The organism is Arthrobacter sp. MYb227, from assembly GCF_002975435.1.
Classification (GTDB): domain Bacteria; phylum Actinomycetota; class Actinomycetes; order Actinomycetales; family Micrococcaceae; genus Paeniglutamicibacter.
The window spans coordinates 429,114-448,824 of record NZ_PCPT01000002.1 but is presented as its reverse complement, the minus strand read 5'-3'; the positions used below and the strand labels follow the sequence as shown (position 1 = coordinate 448,824).

General features: G+C 56.0%; 17 protein-coding genes. 7 read left to right on the top strand and 10 right to left on the bottom strand.

The annotated features are described in order from the left end of the window. The first annotated feature begins 177 nt into the window (after positions 1 to 177). On the top strand, positions 178 to 1,728 hold the full coding sequence (locus tag CQ018_RS05950) for an NAD(P)/FAD-dependent oxidoreductase (RefSeq protein ID WP_258142412.1): 1,551 nt from the start codon (positions 178 to 180) through the stop codon (positions 1,726 to 1,728). Here CQ018_RS05950 and CQ018_RS05945 read toward each other — a convergent pair. Continuing rightward, positions 1,718 to 2,884 (bottom strand): hypothetical protein, encoded by a 1,167-nt coding sequence (locus CQ018_RS05945; RefSeq protein WP_146111827.1) that lies wholly within the window; start codon positions 2,882 to 2,884, stop codon positions 1,718 to 1,720. The genes CQ018_RS05950 and CQ018_RS05945 overlap by 11 nt on opposite strands. Positions 2,885 to 3,064: 180 nt before the next feature. Here CQ018_RS05945 and CQ018_RS05940 point away from each other — a divergent pair, with 180 nt between their 5' ends. Then, entirely contained in the window at positions 3,065 to 3,724 is a 660-nt protein-coding gene (locus CQ018_RS05940; protein WP_105549060.1) for a GNAT family N-acetyltransferase, read from the top strand. A 34-nt stretch (positions 3,725 to 3,758) separates the two neighbouring features. Here CQ018_RS05940 and CQ018_RS05935 read toward each other — a convergent pair whose 3' ends face one another. The 5 genes from CQ018_RS05935 to CQ018_RS05915 form a co-directional block, all read right to left on the bottom strand. Next, positions 3,759 to 4,457, bottom strand: coding sequence for an Abi family protein (locus CQ018_RS05935; RefSeq protein WP_105549059.1), 699 nt, complete (start codon positions 4,455 to 4,457; stop codon positions 3,759 to 3,761). Positions 4,458 to 4,624: 167 nt separating this feature from the next. Beyond that, on the bottom strand, positions 4,625 to 5,221 hold the full coding sequence (locus CQ018_RS05930; RefSeq protein WP_105549058.1) for a hypothetical protein: 597 nt from the start codon (positions 5,219 to 5,221) through the stop codon (positions 4,625 to 4,627). Positions 5,222 to 5,747: 526 nt separating this feature from the next. Beyond that, positions 5,748 to 6,539: an IclR family transcriptional regulator C-terminal domain-containing protein gene (locus CQ018_RS05925; RefSeq protein ID WP_105549057.1), complete on the bottom strand. Its 792-nt coding sequence runs from the start codon at positions 6,537 to 6,539 to the stop codon at positions 5,748 to 5,750. Between the two features lie 38 nt (positions 6,540 to 6,577). After that, positions 6,578 to 8,419: a bifunctional sugar phosphate isomerase/epimerase/4-hydroxyphenylpyruvate dioxygenase family protein gene (locus CQ018_RS05920; RefSeq protein ID WP_105549056.1), complete on the bottom strand. Its 1,842-nt coding sequence runs from the start codon at positions 8,417 to 8,419 to the stop codon at positions 6,578 to 6,580. Further along, a complete protein-coding gene (locus CQ018_RS05915; protein ID WP_105549055.1) occupies positions 8,419 to 9,291 on the bottom strand; it encodes a shikimate dehydrogenase in 873 nt (290 codons plus the stop codon). The genes CQ018_RS05920 and CQ018_RS05915 overlap by 1 nt, the downstream gene beginning before the upstream one ends. A 178-nt stretch (positions 9,292 to 9,469) precedes the next feature. Between CQ018_RS05915 and CQ018_RS05910 the strand changes: the two genes are divergently transcribed. After that, a complete protein-coding gene (locus CQ018_RS05910) occupies positions 9,470 to 10,828 on the top strand; it encodes an MFS transporter (protein WP_105549054.1) in 1,359 nt (452 codons plus the stop codon). An 86-nt stretch (positions 10,829 to 10,914) separates the two neighbouring features. Here CQ018_RS05910 and CQ018_RS05905 read toward each other — a convergent pair whose 3' ends face one another. After that, complete coding sequence (locus CQ018_RS05905) at positions 10,915 to 12,330, bottom strand: plasmid pRiA4b ORF-3 family protein (protein ID WP_105549053.1); 1,416 nt, start codon at positions 12,328 to 12,330, stop codon at positions 10,915 to 10,917. Positions 12,331 to 12,491: 161 nt separating this feature from the next. On the opposite strand from CQ018_RS05905, the gene CQ018_RS05900 reads away from it, so the two are divergent. Next, entirely contained in the window at positions 12,492 to 13,727 is a 1,236-nt protein-coding gene (locus CQ018_RS05900; protein ID WP_105549052.1) for a CynX/NimT family MFS transporter, read from the top strand. A 285-nt stretch (positions 13,728 to 14,012) separates the two neighbouring features. Continuing rightward, positions 14,013 to 14,327: a hypothetical protein gene (locus CQ018_RS05895; RefSeq protein ID WP_105549051.1), complete on the top strand. Its 315-nt coding sequence runs from the start codon at positions 14,013 to 14,015 to the stop codon at positions 14,325 to 14,327. Positions 14,328 to 14,382: 55 nt separating this feature from the next. Here the strand turns inward: CQ018_RS05895 and CQ018_RS05890 are convergent, their stop codons facing one another. The 3 genes from CQ018_RS05890 to CQ018_RS05880 form a co-directional block, all read right to left on the bottom strand. After that, a complete protein-coding gene (locus CQ018_RS05890; protein WP_258142439.1) occupies positions 14,383 to 15,090 on the bottom strand; it encodes an aspartate/glutamate racemase family protein in 708 nt (235 codons plus the stop codon). A 197-nt stretch (positions 15,091 to 15,287) separates the two neighbouring features. Further along, positions 15,288 to 16,100 (bottom strand): polyphosphate polymerase domain-containing protein, encoded by an 813-nt coding sequence (locus CQ018_RS05885; protein ID WP_105549049.1) that lies wholly within the window; start codon positions 16,098 to 16,100, stop codon positions 15,288 to 15,290. 2 nt (positions 16,101 to 16,102) lie between these two features. Continuing rightward, positions 16,103 to 16,732, bottom strand: coding sequence for a DUF4956 domain-containing protein (locus CQ018_RS05880; RefSeq protein WP_105549048.1), 630 nt, complete (start codon positions 16,730 to 16,732; stop codon positions 16,103 to 16,105). Positions 16,733 to 17,029: 297 nt separating this feature from the next. Here CQ018_RS05880 and CQ018_RS05875 point away from each other — a divergent pair, with 297 nt between their 5' ends. Beyond that, positions 17,030 to 17,590: a TetR/AcrR family transcriptional regulator gene (locus tag CQ018_RS05875; RefSeq protein ID WP_105549047.1), complete on the top strand. Its 561-nt coding sequence runs from the start codon at positions 17,030 to 17,032 to the stop codon at positions 17,588 to 17,590. 125 nt (positions 17,591 to 17,715) lie between these two features. Beyond that, complete coding sequence (locus CQ018_RS05870; RefSeq protein WP_258142411.1) at positions 17,716 to 19,236, top strand: APC family permease; 1,521 nt, start codon at positions 17,716 to 17,718, stop codon at positions 19,234 to 19,236. Positions 19,237 to 19,711 lie beyond the last annotated feature (475 nt).

Sequence of the window (19,711 nt, the reverse complement as noted above, 5' to 3'; positions counted from 1 at the left end):
AAGGTTTAGTTGTTTCACTCCTGCTGCTCACGCACTAACCTGTTCGTGAAGATCCTTGATAGTCACAAAGATGCAGCAGCAGGCCATGGAAAAAGCTGTCACTAAATAGTTGTACCCGACGCGCCAGAGCCCTACTCACCAGTGCTTTGCACAGCATTCGGGCGTAGCGTGAGATATATGGATGCCACGGAACTTCACACGGACGTATTGGTCATCGGAGCAGGACCTACCGGTCTGATGGCCGGTGCTTGGCTACAAAAGTTTGGAATCGATGCCAAAGTCGTGGATCTGAAATCCGGACCTACGCAAGAATCTCGTGCGCTGGCGCTTCAGGCGCGCAGCATGGAAATCTATAGGCAGCTGGGCCTAGCCGATGAAGTCCAGGCACGTGCCATTCCCACGGGTGAAATGCGCCCTGGTGTCGGTGCCCGTAGTTTCAAAAGCATCAAACTCAATAGGCTCGGTTACTCCCAGACTCACTATGCGGGGCTGACCATGTTGGAGCAGAGCGCCAACGAGGAGCTACTCGCACAGCGCCTGAAAGACTCGGGCACCCCGGTTCTCTGGGGCTACGGTTTCGAGTCCTTGGAAGAAACAGCAGACCGCGTCAACGTGACTTGTTCGAGCCCCGAGGGACAGCTGAGGATCTCCGCCAAGTACGTCATCGCCGCCGATGGCGCTTCATCCCCCCTCCGCGAGTCATTCAATATTCCCTTCGAGGGTTCAACCGATGACGAGGTTTTCTATGTCCTAGATGCACACGGTGTTTCAGGAATGGGCTCCGGAATTAACCTGCGCTTCTCCGATGAAAACTTCATGCTCGGATTCCCCATGGGCGCCGATGCTTCCGGAGGGGACCGCCGCCGGTTACTTGGGATTTTGCACGAGCCAGATGCCTCGCCGCATGAGCAGAAGCTCGATCTTGATGAAAGCCGTGCCCGGGCAAGCCTGCGCAAAGAATTCGGGGTCCTCTATACCGATGCGGCATGGTTCTCCACCTACCGGGTGCATCACCGCGTGGCAAAGACCTTTAGCCACGGCAGGGTCTTCCTGGTGGGAGATGCCGCGCATATCCACTCCCCCGTGGGTGCTCAAGGGATGAACACCGGGTTGCAGGACGCGCATAACCTTGTGTGTAAATTATCAGATGTGTTCTCCGGCAGAATGCCCGAGTCTTACTTGCAACGCTACGAGGCCGAACGTCGCCCGGTGGCACTGCGCTTGGTGTCCACCACCGACTGGATTTTCACGGCCATCACCTCGCGCTCGTGGTTGGCGCACACGGTACGCACTCGTGCACTTCCGCTCTTCTGGCCCATGGCCGTGCGCTTGGTGGGCAGAATTTCTGCGGGACGCCGCTTCTTCGGCTATCTTTCGCAGATCCGCATTCATTACTGGATCGATGAGAGTTCAGAAAATCGTTCCGCACAGGCCAGCGGATTTGCTCGGGCTCGACGCCGTGGCAAGGTCCTGGGCCGTAGGCTTCCCTGGGTTACAAATCGTACAGGTGCTCAGCCAGATAACTTTGAGGTGCTCAACGACGCGACCTGGCAGGTCCATATCTATGGACCGGCAGGAAGGACCCGTGGTCAAGAGCTGGCAGCCGAATTCGGGGTCGGACTACACGAGTTTGCCGAGTCCCCCAAGCGCCGGTTGCCCAATGGATCGGTGGTGCTGGTGCGTCCCGATATGTTCGTTGCACACTTTGAACAGGTAGCTACCCGCTGACCTCTGCCTCGGCTTCCCCGGCGATTACACGGAGGTCGGTGAGCGCTTTTTGCTTCACGGCGAGCGCCGCTGCGGTGGTGCGGATAAAGACGATGAGCCAACCAAAGACTATTCCGACGACCGCGAGTTCAAAGGCCGTGAGGTTGTAGTAGGCAAGTGGCTGCCAGAGCAATGCTGCCCCGACAAGTCCCAGGAAGCAGGCAAAGGACAACAGGTGGAAGACCCACGGGAATCCGGGTAACCAGAGCGCCGCACCTAGTAGGAGCACCACGATGAATCCAGCGGCAATTTTGACGATCGTTGAGTGTACCGGGGCCGAGATGCTCACGGGCACCAGACCAATGCCAATCACGCACACTCCGAGTCCCAACAAACAGACGCTGACTACATGGGGGCGCGGCCTGATGAATCGTGGCCGGGGTTTGCCTTGGGTATCGGCGAAGGAATCAAAGATGTTTGCAAGTAACTGAAGGTTTCGAACAATGAACCCGGTCAAGGTGCTCAGCACCAGGCCCGCTATGACAAGTGTCAGATTGAAGGTCCATGCCGAGGTTGAGCCTGCGGCACGGGTTCCCAACGTGGAGAACATTGATTGCCACCAATAAGGATTTTGCGTGGCAAGCATGCTGATAAAGACTCCGGTAACCAGGAAGACGGCCAGCAACCCGGAGAGTGACTGAGCGGTAATCCGGGATACCGAGAGCAGTGCAATGTATCCGGCAATCCCCGCACTGATCCCAACCATCAGGCTTCCCGCATATTTATCCACGCTCAGCCCCAAGAATGCATCTTGGAAGATCCGGAAGGTAATGATCATGGCCATGACGCTGATGGACGCGTGGATCAGCACCAGTGCAGCGAGGTTAATGATCTGGCGATAGCGTGGGAATTCTTGCAACCAGTTCTGCTCAACAACTAAAAATCGTTGGTAGCCCAGGACACTTCCGGTGGCTGCCGTAAGTCCGGCAAGCACCGCCGCGTAGACTCCCACCGATTGGTAGCCGGCAAGATCCGGCCTGTAGTCCGAGAATCCGATCAGACCTACCATGGTGCCAAAGATTGTGCTTCCCAGCCCTAGCCACAGGGCCCAGCTTTCGCTTCGAAGCTGTTGAGCGGCCGAGGGTTCGTGGGCGCCCACGCCTTGTTCATTGTCCACACCTCGATTCTGCCACCTGCAGCACGTTGAACAGGTTCTGATGAAGAACCACCGTTGGTGCTGCGAGTTCCCCACGGGCTACCTCTTGACCGAGTTTCTTGGTGCTGGCAGTCTCGAAGAGTCAAGGGGGTATTGAAGCAAAGAGGCAGCACTCATCGGACTCGGCAGGAGAATTGCTCCATGGCTCAGAAAATTGTTCATACAACTGAATCCACCAACACCGCAGTGCGTATTGTCCCAGCAAACGAGGTCAGCGGAGCGGAACTAGATTTAGTCTTTGGCTCAAAGGGCACCGCGTGGGATTGTCAGTGCCAATGGTTCCAGAATCCAGGTAAATCCTTTGATGCGCTTTCAGTTCAAGAGCGTATACAAGCCCTGCATGCGCAAACCCAGTGCGGGATACCTGCAGCAAAAACCACCAGTGGCCTGATTGCTTTTCTGGGTGACGAGCCAGTTGGCTGGTGCGCCGTGGAACCACGAACCGCCTACCCGCGGTTGAGGTCCTCGCGCATAGTTTTTGGTTCTCGGGAAGAAGACAAAGACGACGAAAGCGTCTGGGCGGCAGTCTGCTTTGTCACCCGCGCCGGGTATCGGCGTCGCGGGATCAGCCGCGCTTTGGCATCCGCGGCTGTGGAATTTGCGCGTTCTGGGGGTGCCCAAGCGTTGGAGGGTTACCCCTTGCAATTGGCTGCGGGCCAGGCACCGATGTGGGGCGAACTGTATGTGGGTAGCCGCTCGATCTTTGCCGAGGCCGGGTTTACCGAGGTTGCCCACCCAACCCCACGGCGCTTTGTGATGCGCATTGATTTTGGGCAGTATTCAGTATTGGTTAATCGTTAGGAGCTCTCCGCTGTCGTTGTATTCTGCACCTATTTTACCTAGTGGGGCGCGAGGCAAGCACTGCACGGACGGTGGAATGTTTGCGCACAAATCTGTCTACATCGGGGCCAAGGAGTTCCGTCATACGGAGCAAAGCATCGTGATCCTCTTGCGGAGATTTATCGAAGATGGACTCATGGTGGGCGATTCGGTTTCGTAGCCTCGCAAGTCTTTCTAGGTCTCCGTGCAATTTTGCTGGGTCAACACTTTTAGCACGGTCGACATACCTGAATTCAAGGTTCAGGCACCCTTCCCAGAGTTCTTGACGCATTCGCTTAGTAAAAAGATACTTCCAGAAACCGAAGGACAGCTCAGCAAGAATTTTCCCACGTGGTATTGACGAATTTTTTGTATACCCTGAGAAGTCACGGGCATCTTGTAGTTTTTGGCAGAGTTTCCTGACCGTTTCTTGTGTGTGATTTTCGGTAGGTAACACCAGTCGTGCATTCTCATCGGATTTCAGCCAGTCCGCGCCATGGGCAACGTACCGACCTCGTCTAAACAGTGCCTTGTCACACGCGTTTCTCAGTGCCACCTCCAAATGAGAGAAATCCCGAAATAGCGCTACGCTTAGTTCGACATTCCAAGAGTAAAGCTCCAGAGCTAGTCCGGGGTCTCCATTCGCAGCATCCTTGTACTTCACGAATCGACTTTTCGAAATCCACGGGGGATTGCCGTCGCTGCCGCTGGCCATCTTATGACTCCTCAAGATATAGGTGTTAGACTTGTCCCAATGAAAGCTCGTTTTGCGAGTTATTGGATGCTTGGCTTAGAGGCAACTCCTTCACCCATGTGTGTGAATGCGAACCTTTGATCCAAGCATCTGTTCTTTAACAAGACTCACGAACTCACCAGGGGCTTCTAGGCTTGAATGAGAGCTGGCCCTCGGCTATTGCTCGGCAGGAACACTTTCCAGGGTTCCAGTTCGTCCCCAAGTATCGGGCGCACAACGAATACTTTCCTCTTGCGATATGGGATTGTGATTGCAACATCAATGACTTCGGCGGCTTCGTAAACAAATCCGGCGATGGTGCCGACGATTACCCCTCCCTCTTTCACTAGAAGGTCCGCGGTTTCGTCTCCTATTTCCCAGTATCCTGTGAAGCGACGATCCTCCTTTGTCGCTTCCGAACATTCGAGATGGCTTCGGCCACTTTCTCGAAGTGCGGTGTTTATGGCATCTATTTCTGCAGCTTTCTCGGGCGTTGCTGGTGAGAAGTACAGTGAGGGGCCCAAAAGCGCAGGGTTCTGAGGGCACCTCAAAACTGGACGGCCGGCAGGCAGAGGATGCTCCTTGCGGCTCATTAACTCTTCAACATCTCGCATGCTAATTTTCCTTCCCCCGGGGCCGGGACCGGTTCCGAGCATCACTCCAACCAAGCTCTTAGTGCCATTCCTACCCAGCTCGAGGTACCGTGCGGCTTCGGCCAAGGGGGCAAATTCACTTTTAGCAGACATTGCCACCAGCTCCCTTCAAAAGAATTAATTGCTTCTGAGGGCCAACTCTAGCAGGTGCGGTCTTATAGTTCAATTACTACGGTTCACTTGTAAGGGTAACTTTAGAAACCATGGAAAATATAGGATCAGCCGAAAATGGTATTTAGGCTTCAGGCGCTCACTCAGCAGGAGAATCTTTTGGCAACTTAAGCTAGCGCGTGGTGATGTCTGGATTGATCCTCATTCTTGACCCGAGGAATTTCGAGAAATCAACGAATCAACAATTTCAGGTTCTTCAGTGCCGCAAGGCTTCGTGGACCCCTCGCAACAAAGAATATACATAAACCAGCGCCATACAATTCGTCGAGGTGGCCCACGTCCTCACTTTTCACGAGCAATGACACAGGCCTGCGGCAAAAGACGCCTTGATGAGTCTTCCTGTGCCCTTATGCCCGACCTCCGTATCGATAGATTTGCGCGGCTTCAGCAACCAGAGATCCAAATGCTACGTTTCAAGAACCCCACCATGTTGTGGCTGGTTAGCACATCACGCTTTGGCCGATATTTCGTTGCCGGTGCGCCCACCGAAGTCATCGGCAATATCCTGCGCCACCTGATGCATGAGCGGCAGCATCTCATCGGTAATAGATGTTGAGCCAATGCGTCCGGGCTGCACCGAAACGTTTAGAGCGCCCAAGAGCTGGGAACCGCGGTAGACCGGAACCGCCAACCCACGCAATCCCTCATCGAGTTCCTGGGTCACCAATGACCAGCCCTGGCTGCGGACCTTATCTAGTTCCTCGCGCAGCTCGGCAACGCTGGCAACGGTCTTGGCCGTGTAGTTACGTAGCTGGGCGTGGGTGAGGAATTCTTCGCGCTGATCTTCTGGCAGCGCCGCAACAAGCACGCGGCCCATGGAGGTCACCCAGGCCGGAAGCCGGTTACCAATCGATACGTTCATTGAATGCAGGCGCGGATTGCCGATCCGTTCCACATACAAGATGTCTTGCCCATCGAGCACGCACAGTGCCGTGGTTTCCGACAGTTCGGTGGCAAGGCGCTGTAAATGTGGGCGAGCAACCTGCGGCAGGGTGAGCCCCGAAAGATAGGATGCCCCAATATCCAGCACCCGTGGGGTCTGTTTGTAGGTGCTGCCCTCGGATACCAAGTAACCCAAATCTACGAGGGTGAGCAGGAATCGACGTGCCGCTGCACGTGAAACACCAATCGCCGCCGCCACCTCGGTGACGGAAAGCGCGCTGGTACCGGAATTGAACGCAAGTAATACCGCAAGCGTCTTCTCGGCGGATTTCACGTAGTAGTCAGGCTGCTGCGACATCGTTGTCCGGCTCCCCCTCATAGTTTTGCTGCTGGTCTCTAGTATTTGCTCCAGCGGTTGCGCTCAAACTGGGCCGCCAGGCGGACCGGAGCATTAGGTGCTCCATATCCGTCGTAACCGCCCTTGCGTTGGACCACCTCAAGGAACATGGTGCCAACGGTTTCGGTGTAGAAGTGCAGGAATTCCCCGTGCTCATCACGATCGTAGAGCAGGTTCAGTTCTTGCAATGCACTCAGTGTTTCTTCGTCCAGCCCAAAACGTGCCGCCAAGTCCTCATAATAGTTCCTTGGCACCGCCAGGAACTCCATCCCGGCGGCCACAGCGCGGCGAGCCAGGGTGAAAATATCATCGGTGTGTATGGCAATATGCTCCGGGTAGCGCAGCGCACCATCGCGGGTGTCTTCTAATCCGTGCGGAACAATATTCAGGGCCAGCCGCACGGCACCATCATCGGTACGTAGCACCTGAGAACGGACCAGACCCATGGGGCTTGGTACCTCGGTGCCCGGGCGGGCCTCGAGGTGCAGCGTGGAGGTGTAGAACAGTACCGACTCATCAAAGGCCTGCCACGGCTGGGCAAGGTTAATGTGGTCAAGCCCGGAGACCAGCCCGGTGTCGGCGGGTGCGGCCCCGGCTCCGAATTCGGCGGCCCAGGCTGGTTCGCTAGCCCAGGTGCCAAAGAAAACCTCGGTGGCATCCGGTGCGATAAACCCATGCAGCGGGTGTTCATCAATGGTGTGGTGGCGCGGAACCGAGGGTGCTTTCAGCGCCGTGGCACGGCTGGTACCCAGCTGAGCGTCGGCGACCTGGATGCCAAAGCCGGAGACCTGGGCGGTGATTCCGCGGCTGCGCTGGGTGTTAATAATGATGCGTGCATCCCCCGCACTCCACAGCGTTACCGGCTTGCGGCGGTGTTGGCCGCGGAAGGTGAAGCCCAGTTGGGCGAGCATCCCGGCAACAGCCTCGGGGTCTTCGGTGCGGATCTCGGCATAATCAAAACCGGAAGGAGTTTGAGCCGCGGGCAGTGCGGAGAGTTCCAGCGGGAATTCGGTGGCCCCGGCACCCAAGAGTTCAATGGTTTGGTCTTGTAGCCAGATCAGTGAGCGCATTCCGTCAACTGCCGTGCGTTCAACATCCGATTGGCGGAAGACATCGTTGAAGATTTCTAGCGAAACGATCCCGTCATAGCCTGACTTCACCAGGTAACCCATGAATTGATCAAGCGCGAAGCCGCCCTCGCCGGGGAAGACCCGGTAGTGGCGTGACCAGGAGAGGATATCCATGGAAAGCACCGGGGCATCGGCTAGCTGGACAAAGAAGATCTTTTCCGCGGGGATCTGTGCGATCTCTGCCGGGTCATCTCCGCGCGAGAGGATGTGGAAGGAGTCAAGACAGATGCCAACGTTGGGGTGATCGACGCCCTGCACGATGGCCCAGGAGTGCTGGTAAGTGTTGACATATTTTCCCCAGGCCAGCGCCTCATAGGCGATCTTGACGCCATAGCGTGCGGCAAGCTCTGCCAGTCGACGGATCTGGCTCATAAACAGTTCATCATCATTGATGGAAGCCGTGCCAACGTTTGAGCACAACAACATAGTGTCGATGCCCAACCGGTTCATGAACTTGAATTTGGCCTCGGCCCGGGCCAGGCTCGCCACGAAGCTATCCTCGTCGACTCCTTCAAGGTCACGGAAGGGCTGGAAGAGATCAAGGGTGAGCCCCAGCCGGTCGGCCAGCGCACGGACTTCCTCCGGTGACATGGCCGAGACGGTGAGGTCTTGTTCAAAGATTTCGATGCCGTCGAATCCTGCCTTGGCGCAGGCATGCATTTTTTGCTCCAGTGTTCCGGAGATACAGACGGTGGCGATTGAGGTACGCATTAGAGTCCTGCTTCCAGCATTTCGAGAAGGTGCGCGCGCATGCGCGGGGCATCGGGGGTGAGCCCGGTAATGATTCCGAAGGCATCAACGGCCTGGCCCACCGCCATGTGACCACCGTCAAGAGTTTTGCAGCCCAGTGTTTGGGCGGCCGTCAGCAGTTCGGTGTTCACCGGGCGGTAGATAACATCGGCAACCCAGTGTGCCGGGGTAAGGCCCGTGACATCTAGTGGTAGTCCCGGGTGCTGACGCATGCCAACGGGGCTTGCATTGAGCACCCCGGTGACCCGTGGCAGAAGTTCTGGCACTACGGCCGGCGTGTGGGCGCTGATGGCGCGGTCTGGGAATTGGGTGGAAAGCGTTTGTGCGCGTTCGGTGGCTCGGGAGAGTTCCGGATCGACCAGGAAGAGTTCTTTGACTCCGGAGTCAAGCAGTGCGTAGGCAACCGCGGAGCCGGCACCGCCGACACCGAGCTGGAGGACCGCTTCAAGGTTGGCCTCGGGCAGTCCGTTGGCAAGTGCGTAGGTGAAGCCGGAGGCGTCGGTGTTGTAGCCGTGGAATTTTCCGTCGCGGATCACCACGGTATTGACGGCACCGATGTTTCGGGCCTCGTCGCTAATTTCATCGAGGTGTTCGAGTACCAGTTGTTTGCAGGGGTGAGTGATGTTGAAGGCGTTGAATCCCAGCATGGCCCCGGCCGTGAGCAGCTCACCAACATCTGTGCCTTGTTTGCCAATAACGTTCAGGTCAATGGGGCGGTAGAGGTAGCGCAATCCGTGAGCATCACCTTCGGCCTCATGCATGGGCGGGGTCAGTGACGGGGTCACTCCGTCGCCGATCAGGCCTACAAGATATGACTGTGTGGTGGTGCTCATGAGTGCTCCGGTCCGTGAGATTTTGCGCGCAGGGATTGTTTTGATTGTGATTTAGCTCTACTCTAATGCTTGTACGCTATTCGTACAACCGTACGCAATGCGCACAAAGTATGATTTGGCTCCCCCAATAAGCCACCATGTAACAGTCCCCCAAGCCAGTCCACCCAAGGAGTCCCCGATGCCAACCCAGAAGAATTCACCGGCACCCGCCGCGAACGGGGGCAGGACCCCCGTTAAAGCAGCACTTGCCAGCTTCATGGGAAGCGCCGTCGAGTACTACGACTTCTTTATCTTCGGCTCCGCAGCCGCGCTGATCTTCCCGCACGTGTTCTTCCCCGACGCTGACGCCAACGCGGCGGTCATGTCGCTGGCAACCTTCGGGTTCGCCTACATCGCCCGCCCCATTGGCGCCGTTATCTTGGGCCACTTCGGGGACAGGGTCGGGCGGCAGAAGGTGCTGATGTTTACCCTGGTCCTGATGGGCGCGGCAACCTTTGCCATTGGCTGCATACCAACCTTTGACCAAATCGGCTGGTGGGCCCCGGCGCTACTGGTCTTTGCACGCTTGCTGCAGGGACTTTCGGCGGCCGGCGAGCAGGCAGGTGCCTCTTCGCTCACCCTTGAACACGCACCGGATAACCGTCGTTCTTTCTTCACCTCCTGGACCCTGACCGGTACCCAGGGCGGCCAGATCCTCGCCGCACTGATCTTCATCCCCGTGGTAGCAATGCCCGACGAATTCAAGTTCGGCATCGGCTGGCGCATCCCGTTCTGGCTCTCCGCGGTGGTCGTCCTGATCACCTTCTTCATCCGTCGCTCACTGCAGGAGACTCCGGAATTTGAGAACGCCAAGAAGAACAACGAGATTGCCAAGCTACCGCTGGGCGTGCTGATCCGTTTCCACTGGCGCGACGTGCTTCGTGTTGTCTTCTGCGCCTTCATTGCAGCGGTGTCCACGGTGTATGGAACACTCGCGATTTCCTATGGCAAGCAGATCGGCCACATGGATGAGTCAATTACCTTGTGGCTGGTGGTTGCCGGTAACGTCGGAGCCCTGTTCACCCAGCCGCTCTTTGGCAAGCTTGCCGACAAGATTGGTCGCAAGCCGGTATTCATCTACGGTGCGCTGGCTTCTGCCGCGTTCATGCCGTTCTATCTGCGCTCCATGGAAACCAACAACACCCTGCTCCAGTTCGCACTCTCGGTATTGGTCTTCGGTTGCGCCTACGCCGCGGCAAACGCGGTCTGGCCATCCTTCTATGCGGAGATGTTCTCCTCCCAGGTCCGCTTCTCCGGCCTGGCCATCGGTACCCAGCTCGGCTTCCTGATGGCAGGCTTCGCACCCTCGATCGTTGCGGCCCTCGGCGGTCTACAGCCCGGCGGTTGGGTCATCATCAGCTACTTCACCCTGGCGGTCGCGCTGATTGCCTCGGTCTCCGCGCTGACCGCCAAGGAAACCTACAAGGTTCCGACCCACCTGTTGGGTCGCACGGCACACAAGGTTGAAACCACGACCACCGGCACCAAGATTCAGTAGCGGCTTCCGGCCTCACCTTCTAAAACGTTCCCGGCCATCTTCCAAACTGTGGAAGGTGGCCGGGAACGTTTGGTGTTCCAGCGGGCCTAGGAACTTAACACGGCACGTGCGAATTCGCGCTCGATCTCCACGGCACGGCCACGGTTCCCGTTGTCCAACAGCGACATTCTAAAAGCCTTAGTGATTGCGTTGTAACGATCCCCTAAGCGTTGGAAATCCGTGTCACCGATCGGGCCGCCTTCATAGTTGAGGTAGCCCAGCAGCCGCATTCCCTCATTGATACGGGCAGTAATTGTCTTTTGATCGGCCTCTCCTTCACCCGCCGCGGCAATCAAGGCAACCATTGTCGCATCGTAAATATCGCGTTCACGTTTGGAGTTCAGCGCACGCTTGGCCAGATGCGCCCAAAGCTTTGCAGGATCCCCTGCTAAGCGCACGGCAGTGGGGGTAGCAACGAGCCGTTTACCCTGAACTTTGAGCAGTGAAATCTCGATGAGCATGAGTCTGAAGTCGTGAAGCGTATGTAGATGGACTTCGGTCTTGGCTCCGAATTGCACAAAGTCTTCATGCTCCCAACCAATACCCTCAATCACCTCGGGGATTATTGCAGGGCTCAGGTACCCGGCAGCGGTCAACGGCAATCCGGTTCCTTCACATGCCCGGATCCACCACAGTATCGAGGCCATGGCACGCGGTGCATCCGCCGGCATACTCGGTTCGCTCGGCGTATCAAGCACATTGATGCCCAGCTGATAGAGGGCGTTAGAAAGCACCAATCCAGCGTGAATATTAACTGTCGCTATCCACGTTCCCACTGCGGCATTTCCAAAGGTAGCCGGGTTCAGAGTTTGCTCATCTTCCCTGCTCTTATCCGGTTGCGCCCCACCCATATACAAACGCAGCTGCAGGTTTGCCGCTCCAACGTCAAATTGCAGGGGGTCAATGGAGGTGAAATAACCGGCATGGGAATGCAACCACTCAAGGAGATATTCCCTTCCTTCGGCGCCAGATTTTCCGCAATCTAGTTCCAGCATCTCGTACCAACCATGTAACCCACCACTATTTTCGAGCGGAATACGCATTGCTCCGTCAAGGATGCGAGCAATCGGTTCGCCAGATTCGGGGATGCGGGTGGATTCCACGGTGATCGTGTGCATCCAGGAATCACCAAAATCGTATTGATACCAGAGCATCCCGCCCGATTGTTCACATGCGTCAGCGATGCTTGTATCCAGTTCGTCTTGACCTTCCAGACCCTCGGCAATACTTCCCGCATCAAGCCAGGTGAGCGTGTTAGCCCGTGCGGCCCCAAGACCTCGCTCGAAGGGATTGTCGCTACTAAAGGCGTGAAGGTGCGAGTTGGTCCAACCCAAGGCCGCTTGAAGAACTATATGAAAACGCTCAAGACTCATCGCACCGTCGACTTCGAGTCGACGCCAAATCAGCGGCTCGGAGCCATACAATTTAACCTTCAACGTGTACCAGGTTCGCAAGTTCTTCATCCTTCAAGTCTGCTGTACCGCGCTTAGAAGCAGAACCTCAACTCACCTAAATCCTTGACTTGTGGCGTACTAAGTCGCATTCAACGAGAAACATTCTAGTGAACCGGTCATTGGCATGGCAGACTCCGATCAGCCATGACAGTTGAAGGACTCGAATACTCATGACAATCGCTCAAACCAGCCCCCAAACCGCTACCCGGAGCAACTCCATCTGGGTAGTGGTGGTCTTTGCGGGCATTACCGCCGCCCTTCACATCTGGAAACTGCCTGCCGCGCTTCCGGTCATTCAGGAAGATCTAGGTCTTTCCCTATTGGTTGCCGGTGTTCTCTTAGGAATCGTGCAGGTCGCGGGCATGCTTGGTGGGCTTGGGATTTCACTGCTTGCCGAGGTCATTGGTGAACGCAGAACACTGATCATCGGGCTTCTTTTCCTTACCCTGGGATCGGCACTCGGTGCCATGTCTTTGGGCGCTAATATGCTGTTGGCATCGCGTGCAATTGAGGGCGTCGGATTCATTGCCGCTACCGTTATGGGCCCGGGTCTGATTCGCCGCTACGCACCCATGAACCGGATCAATATGGCGGTTGGGTGCTGGAGTGCGTATATGGGCACCGCAACATTCGTGGGCCTGATTTCCAGCGCCTTTTTCTTGCAGGTTGGCACGTGGCACATGTGGTGGTGGATCATGGCCGCCATGACCCTCATCCCCCTCCCGCTGATCATACGTTTAGTTCCTAAGGATCAGCCACAGGCCGTGGGCGGAACCAAGGCCGCGACGGCGCGCATCGGTGTCACAGCGCGCACAGGAAAAGTATGGATCGCGGGTTTCGTCTTTGGTTGCTACACCATCCAGTGGATGGCAGTCGTGGGGTTCCTGCCCACCATTTACGAACAAAGCGGTCTCAGCGGAACCCATCCTGGAACCCTTTCGGCAATCGTCGGCGGACTCAATGGCATTGGCGCGGTACTCACCGGGTTCTTGCTGCAGCGCGGGATAGCACCCAAAATTTTGTTATTTGTTTCATTCGCCGCAATGGCTGTCACTAGTTTCCTGACCTTTGCCATCGATTGGTCACCAATTTCCGGTGGCTTGGCCTGGCAGGTTACCTGCGTTGGATTGTTCTCCTTACTTGGAGCAATGATCCCCGCAACGTTGACGCGCATGGCAGTGGATCTAGCTCCCGCCGGCGGCTCTGCTCCGGCCGCAATGGGTTTGATGCAGCAGATTTTCAATATTGGAAACTTCACCGGGCCCATGCTCGTCGCCTGGCTGGCCATGAGTACCGGTGGATGGTCATCAACTTGGTGGATGACCTGCGGCTTTGCCGCAGTGGGCATTGGTCTCTCGGCGGTGCTGGTTGGCCGACGCGATAGTGTGAACTTCTCTCACTCCTAAACAACGCTGCCCACACTCCGCCACACTCACAGGAAACATCAAGGTTGCGTACATAGGGAAGTCAGGAGTGGCGTTTAGAGTCATTCTTACCTCTTTGTAGTGCGAATGATGTTGAGCACCGGCAGTTAGCGAGATCTTCCCTCGCAAAACAGCCGGTGCTCAAGCACTTTAACGCCCGCCTCAAGAAAATCAACGTACTACCGGTAGACGCACTAAACTTCGGGTGCGGAAACTGACTAACATGTTTTCGGCGAGTCTAAGGCCTGTGCTGATAGGACTTCTCCAGTGAAGATTTTCCGTGATAAATCCTTCGAATCAGTCGCCGCATCCCAGCGTTATGTGAATTTCGTGGATGGATTCGCCGTTGGCGCCTTAACCAAAGCGCCATCAGCCACTGCCGACTTCACGGACACCTTCGGCATCGAAATCACTCCGCAGCTCTTCCTGCAGCTCCGTATGGTGGGCGCAATGGTTCTGGGCTCGGCGCTTATTACGGGCCGGCGTGAATCTACGCATACCCGAGCCCCAAGTCGAACCATTGTCATGAGTGCGCCGAGCGATCTGAAACAGGGCAGAAAATCTCTTGATTTGCCTTCGTAGGTTTGCCAAATCAAGGAATTTTGTCTGTGGCGTTTGATGCCACAGACAAAATTAGTTAGGCCGGGTACCTCACACAAAAGCTCTCGAGGTCACCTGTTGTTGCTACGTAATATGCGGCCTGAGCATGAATTATCGTGCTGTCTAACAGGGGAAGTTCAGCGGCTTTAAGCTGCGGCATCAGTAACGTCATATCAGTACAACCAAGAATAACGGCCTCGATACCCTGATCCTTGAACCAGCTGACTGCCTCGATAATAGTTTGTGCGTCCTGTTCACGCAGAATGCCTTTCACCAACCGCTGGAAGATTACTTCGTCGATTGCCTGAGCAATCTGCGTTGGCGGTGTACTGACTATGCAATCAAATTCCAGAGCACGGGCTTGGTAGATTCCCGATTCAGCTGTTTGCGAGGTGCTCAGCAACCCCAACCGAGATATTCCTTGATTGACAGCCTCACCGAGTACAGCCTTGGTGATATCAAGTACCGGTACACCAACGGCCTCGGACATCTCCTCGAGCATGGCACCAACGGTGTTTGCCGTGACTACAAGAAAATCCGCACCTGCCCGCTGCACTGCCGATAAAGCCTGTTGCACCGCCTCTTGTGCCGCACCACGGTGACCCCTCTGAATATCCGAGATCAACTGCTCAAAGTCCATTCCCTGGAGAATGAGCTTCATGTTGCTGATACTCGGTTCGGAAGAACTCGAATGCCCGGCTCTATTAATCTCCTGCAGATAGACACAGTCGGTGTGTACAGACATCCCGATGATCCCCGGGAGCAGAGGCTGACTGCTGTCTACTGGCAATATGCTTGTGGGCATCTAGCTCAGATCCTTTCCTGTACCGAGGACAATTTGCGGTACAGTTTCTTGGATTCATTTTAGCCGTGTATCTTCACGCGCTCAGGCTGTATGACATCCACCGGTGCAAAATCGCGAGCGATTTACTGCACCTACGCTCAGAGTCGCTCCCAACCAAATTTCTGCCGCAACAACCTGCTCCACTTATTAGCGGCAAGGTGTGGATGTAGCAGGGCAATCCCAATGCAGTACTTACTCATGCTCACCTCGCGGATGCCCATCTGGGCCAGCGCTGTATCGGCAGCGCCCTTGCCATCGGCCGTCTTGGTCTCGATAACAAAGAGATCCGGCCCATTTACGGTTCCCGAATCACCCGTATATACGAGGTTCACATCGCAAGTCAGCCGTTCCTCATCGCTTGGATTCACGAACGTTCCGCGGACGTAATCACTGCGCATGACAGGTTCCAGAATTGGGAGGTCCTGGTTGTATTGTTCACGTAGCTGATCACGTAGAAACTGCTCGGCGTCGGAGTTAATCAAATCGCGTTCTTGTAACTGGTATGGAATACGATGTTTGACGGTTTGACCGCGCAAACCCTTGAATTTGGCTTCAAACATACACAGTCCGGAGTCGGCGTAGGTGCGGGTACGCACCTTATACCGACGACGCCTGCTCTGCTTGTGAGCGGTGAACATCTCCAGCTCCGGGGTATCAAAGTACACCGATTCATAGGTGAACAGTCGGCGCTCCCCAATCTGCATGATCCTAAACTCGGGACCCAGCCGTGCCATGAGCTCGGCGAATTCACCTGCGGTGAGCAAGAACTTCTTATCAACGCGGGTCATCAGTGCCGCTTCACTGACAACTTCCTCAAGCGAAATGGGGGTTGCTGCGCTGGCCGCAGCCTCCAGTGCATTGGCGCACCGGCTGGGGTCGATACCAATCTCCTTCACTGTTGTGGCACTCATTTTTAGCGTCCCGAGTTCGAGTCGGCCAGCACCGGGATGGATTCGATGGCCGGGGCATCGGCCAGCTGGTCCGTGTGGGAGCAAGCCATATTGCGGCGGAATCGCACATCAACAATTGTCAGGTCTCGGACTAAATCCAGCTCGATAACTACGGTACGCAGTACCCGTGCATCGAGCAGTTCGCCCAAGGCGGCGTGCAGCTGGTCCTGTTGTGCATAGGCCTTATCCAATGTGACGGTCTGACGGAAGGTGCGCTTGGCAAACGATGGGTGATCAGCCAAGAACATGACAAGCACCATGGCGAAGCTCAATGCTGGGGAGAGCCAAAATGGATCCGGGTGCAGCCCGTTGATCAAACCAATGGCCAACGAAATGAAGTAGTAGGCGACTTCTTCCTGGGTCAGGGTATCCGAGCGCAAGCGAATGATGGACAGGATTCCAAAGAGGCCAAGTCCCAGCCCGGCTCCGGCACCCGAACCGTTCAGCAGCATCGTGACACCGAAGATGCCGATGTTCAATGCGAAGAAGGCAAGGACTAGGTCCTTACGGAAGTGCCTGCGGTAGTAGACCACACAGACCAGTACAAGCATTGCTACAAGGTTTGCAGCGAGCGCAATCCAAAAATTCAACATTTCATTCTCCTTCGAATTTCTTCTCAATATCTGGGTTCGTTACAAAGCATACGAACGAGTTATGAGATCAAAAGGAGAATGAGATGAGAGCATTCTCATTTTCAGGGTTTTCACATGTAACCATGTCAGACCCGCCAAAGGATCTACGTAGCCAGTCCGTCGCACCTTAGGAATAAGCCATCAACGTTCAACTCGAATACCCGGTGCTGCACTTTCGGCAATCACCGAATTGAACGAACTGCTCGCCGCTGAACACATCAACGGTTGATTTGCCGCCGGGCTGAGTAGGATTGTGCCATGCTGACCGAACAGGGCAAGCGGGCGAACATTCTCACCGCGTACCTCAATATCCTTGTCCATCAAGGCACGCGCGCCGCAACCCTTGAAGCGCTCAGTTCTGCCTGCAAACTTTCTAAGGCCGGGGTGCTGCACCACTTCCCCAATATGTTGGCGCTGCGCCAGGGAATTTTCACCGAGCTAGAGGCTCAAGCCGCAGCGGAGGTCGAACAGATGATGGCCGATCTGCCCAGTGCCGCCGAGTATTACCTTGTTTCTTCGCTGAGCCGGGACAACTTGCTTGAGCGTCTCATCGATGCCGTCTATCGTCTGGCACAAACCGAGGATCAGGAAGCCCTCGAACTGCTCCGCAGCTGTCGCGACGGTTGGTATGGAGCCTTGCTCCTGGCTACCAAAAATGAGGCTCTTGCCAAGCTCGTGCTTTTTGCCGGTGACGGTCTGAACCACAATGCACTGCTTGACCTAGAAAAACCCAGCAATCCGTTTGTGGTCCCGGAGACCGCCCAACAGGTTCTTGAATTGATTCACCAGCTGCAGCCAAGCCCCTCTCCGGCTGCCTAAAACCTCTCTTCCCACACCCTCTATGCGATCGTGTGACGCATCACTTTGTGAACCGACCAACCAGCTGGTAGGTTTTAGCTCACAGTCGCCAGTGCGGCGGATCACATTCTCGTGGAGGAGCCAGCGTGCAAAGTACCATCGCACCAGAATCAGGCATCCGGCAACCGCCGGAGACGTCACCGGGCAAGGGACTTGCCACCGGCACACTAGGCATTACCGGATCAACGATCATCGGACTAGCCTCCACGGCACCGCTCTTCTCGATCGCAGCAACACTTGGCTACGTGGTCTACGCTGTAGGGGCTCAGGCACCCATCGCCTTTATCATCGCGTTCATTCCGATGATGTTCACTGCATTCGCCTACCGCGAGCTAAACAGCGCGCTTCCAGACTGCGGCACCGTCTTCACCTGGGCGGCCAAGGCCTTTGGACCGCGCACCGGCTGGTTCTCCGGCTGGGCACTAGCGGTCGCTGGCATCTTTGTGATGGCAAACCTCGCGGAAATCACCGCAATCTACATTCTTCATCTAGTGGGGGATGGGTCGCTTGTGGAAAATCGCATGGTTGTTGTTGCCTTGGGATCGGCAACCATCGCGATCATGACCTACGTTTCGATGCGCGGTGTTGAACTTGGCGAAAAGGTCCAGACCATCTTGCTGGTCATCCAATACGCGGCCATGGCCGCATTCATTATTGGCTGCCTGTATGGCTACTTCAACGGCACCGCGCCAAACCCAACTCCCGTCTCCCTTGACTGGTTCAACCCGATGCTGGCCAGCGGCTCGGGAATGGTGCAGGCCATCATGTTGGCCCTGTTCATCTACTGGGGTTGGGACACCTGTCTGGCGCTGACCGAGGAAACCAAGGACCCCAAGAAGACCCCCGGGCGCGCGGCACTGCTCTCCACCATCTTGTTGCTAATCACCTATGTTGGCATCACCATGGCAGTGATGATGTATGCGGGAGTTGGCGAAGAAGGCGTTGGACTAGCCAACCCGGAACATGCCGATGACGTCTTCTCAGGTCTTGCGGCAATAGCCATGGGACCGTGGGGCTGGTTCCTGATCATTGCTGTTGCGATCTCCGCGCTGTCCTCCTCACAGACAACGATCCTGCCCACCGCCCGAGGTACCTTCGCCATGGGCATTTACAAGGCACTTCCCGCACGCTTCGCGGTGGTCAGCGAAAAGTCCCAGACCCCGACCTTCTCCACGCTGCTGATGGGCATCATTTCCATCGCATACTTTGCCGGCATGTCCCTGGTGAGCAATAACCTGATGCAGGACTCGATACTCTCGATCGGCTTGGCCATCACGGTCTTCTACGGCGTGGCATCCTTCGCCTGCATCTGGTACTTCCGCGATTCCTTGTTCACCTCGGCACGCAATTTCTTCTACCGGCTTGTCTTCCCGCTGCTCGGCGGAATTTTCATGGCGTGGGCCTTCATCCAGTCGGCCATCGATATGATCGACCCGGACTACGGATTCTCAACCATCGGTGGCATCGGTTCCACCTTCGTCATTGGCATCGGTTCGCTAGCACTTGGCTTCGTGGCGATGTTCATCTGGGGTATGTGCTCCGCATCCAAGCCGTACTTCAACAAGGAAACCATCAACAAGGATTCTAAGATCCTGGCACCCGAGTAAACCCTCGAGCCCGCACCCAACACTTCAAGGCATCCTTTTGGAACGGCCCAAACCCCCACCAGCATTCACATTATTGGCGCCGGTGCCGGCGTGCTCAGCCTTGGGGGTTACCGGTCGCCGTGGCGCAGACAGGAGCGCACCCACAAGCTAGAACTAAGCGTTGCAAATATTTCGGGCCAATGACCCTAGCCTGTTTTAGCCGCGTCCCGTCACCTACATGCAGACTTCCCTGAAGTTCCAACATGTGGGTGACGGGATGCTGTCGTTTTGTCAGCCATGAGTCAGGCGCTGAGGATTTATTGAGCATCCCAGACTGTGGCTAGCAACTGCTAGCAGGACTCATGGCCTTACCTTTTGGAAGCGACAGCACAATACTTGTACCCCCAAAAAGCAACACTTCGACGAGCAATCAAGCTCACAACTCGCGATATCACCATGTGTTACGCCCAACTAATCCCCCTATTACTCCACATCA

Coding starts and splice junctions, on each gene's coding strand:
- CQ018_RS05950 (WP_258142412.1), top strand. CDS start 178: ATGGATGCCACGGAACTTCACACGGACGTATTGGTCATCGGAGCAGGA.
- CQ018_RS05940 (WP_105549060.1), top strand. CDS start 3,065: ATGGCTCAGAAAATTGTTCATACAACTGAATCCACCAACACCGCAGTG.
- CQ018_RS05935 (WP_105549059.1), bottom strand. CDS start 4,457: ATGGCCAGCGGCAGCGACGGCAATCCCCCGTGGATTTCGAAAAGTCGA.
- CQ018_RS05930 (WP_105549058.1), bottom strand. CDS start 5,221: ATGTCTGCTAAAAGTGAATTTGCCCCCTTGGCCGAAGCCGCACGGTAC.
- CQ018_RS05925 (WP_105549057.1), bottom strand. CDS start 6,539: ATGTCGCAGCAGCCTGACTACTACGTGAAATCCGCCGAGAAGACGCTT.
- CQ018_RS05920 (WP_105549056.1), bottom strand. CDS start 8,419: ATGCGTACCTCAATCGCCACCGTCTGTATCTCCGGAACACTGGAGCAA.
- CQ018_RS05915 (WP_105549055.1), bottom strand. CDS start 9,291: ATGAGCACCACCACACAGTCATATCTTGTAGGCCTGATCGGCGACGGA.
- CQ018_RS05910 (WP_105549054.1), top strand. CDS start 9,470: ATGCCAACCCAGAAGAATTCACCGGCACCCGCCGCGAACGGGGGCAGG.
- CQ018_RS05905 (WP_105549053.1), bottom strand. CDS start 12,330: ATGAAGAACTTGCGAACCTGGTACACGTTGAAGGTTAAATTGTATGGC.
- CQ018_RS05900 (WP_105549052.1), top strand. CDS start 12,492: ATGACAATCGCTCAAACCAGCCCCCAAACCGCTACCCGGAGCAACTCC.
- CQ018_RS05890 (WP_258142439.1), bottom strand. CDS start 15,090: ATGTCTGTACACACCGACTGTGTCTATCTGCAGGAGATTAATAGAGCC.
- CQ018_RS05885 (WP_105549049.1), bottom strand. CDS start 16,100: ATGAGTGCCACAACAGTGAAGGAGATTGGTATCGACCCCAGCCGGTGC.
- CQ018_RS05880 (WP_105549048.1), bottom strand. CDS start 16,732: ATGTTGAATTTTTGGATTGCGCTCGCTGCAAACCTTGTAGCAATGCTT.
- CQ018_RS05875 (WP_105549047.1), top strand. CDS start 17,030: ATGCTGACCGAACAGGGCAAGCGGGCGAACATTCTCACCGCGTACCTC.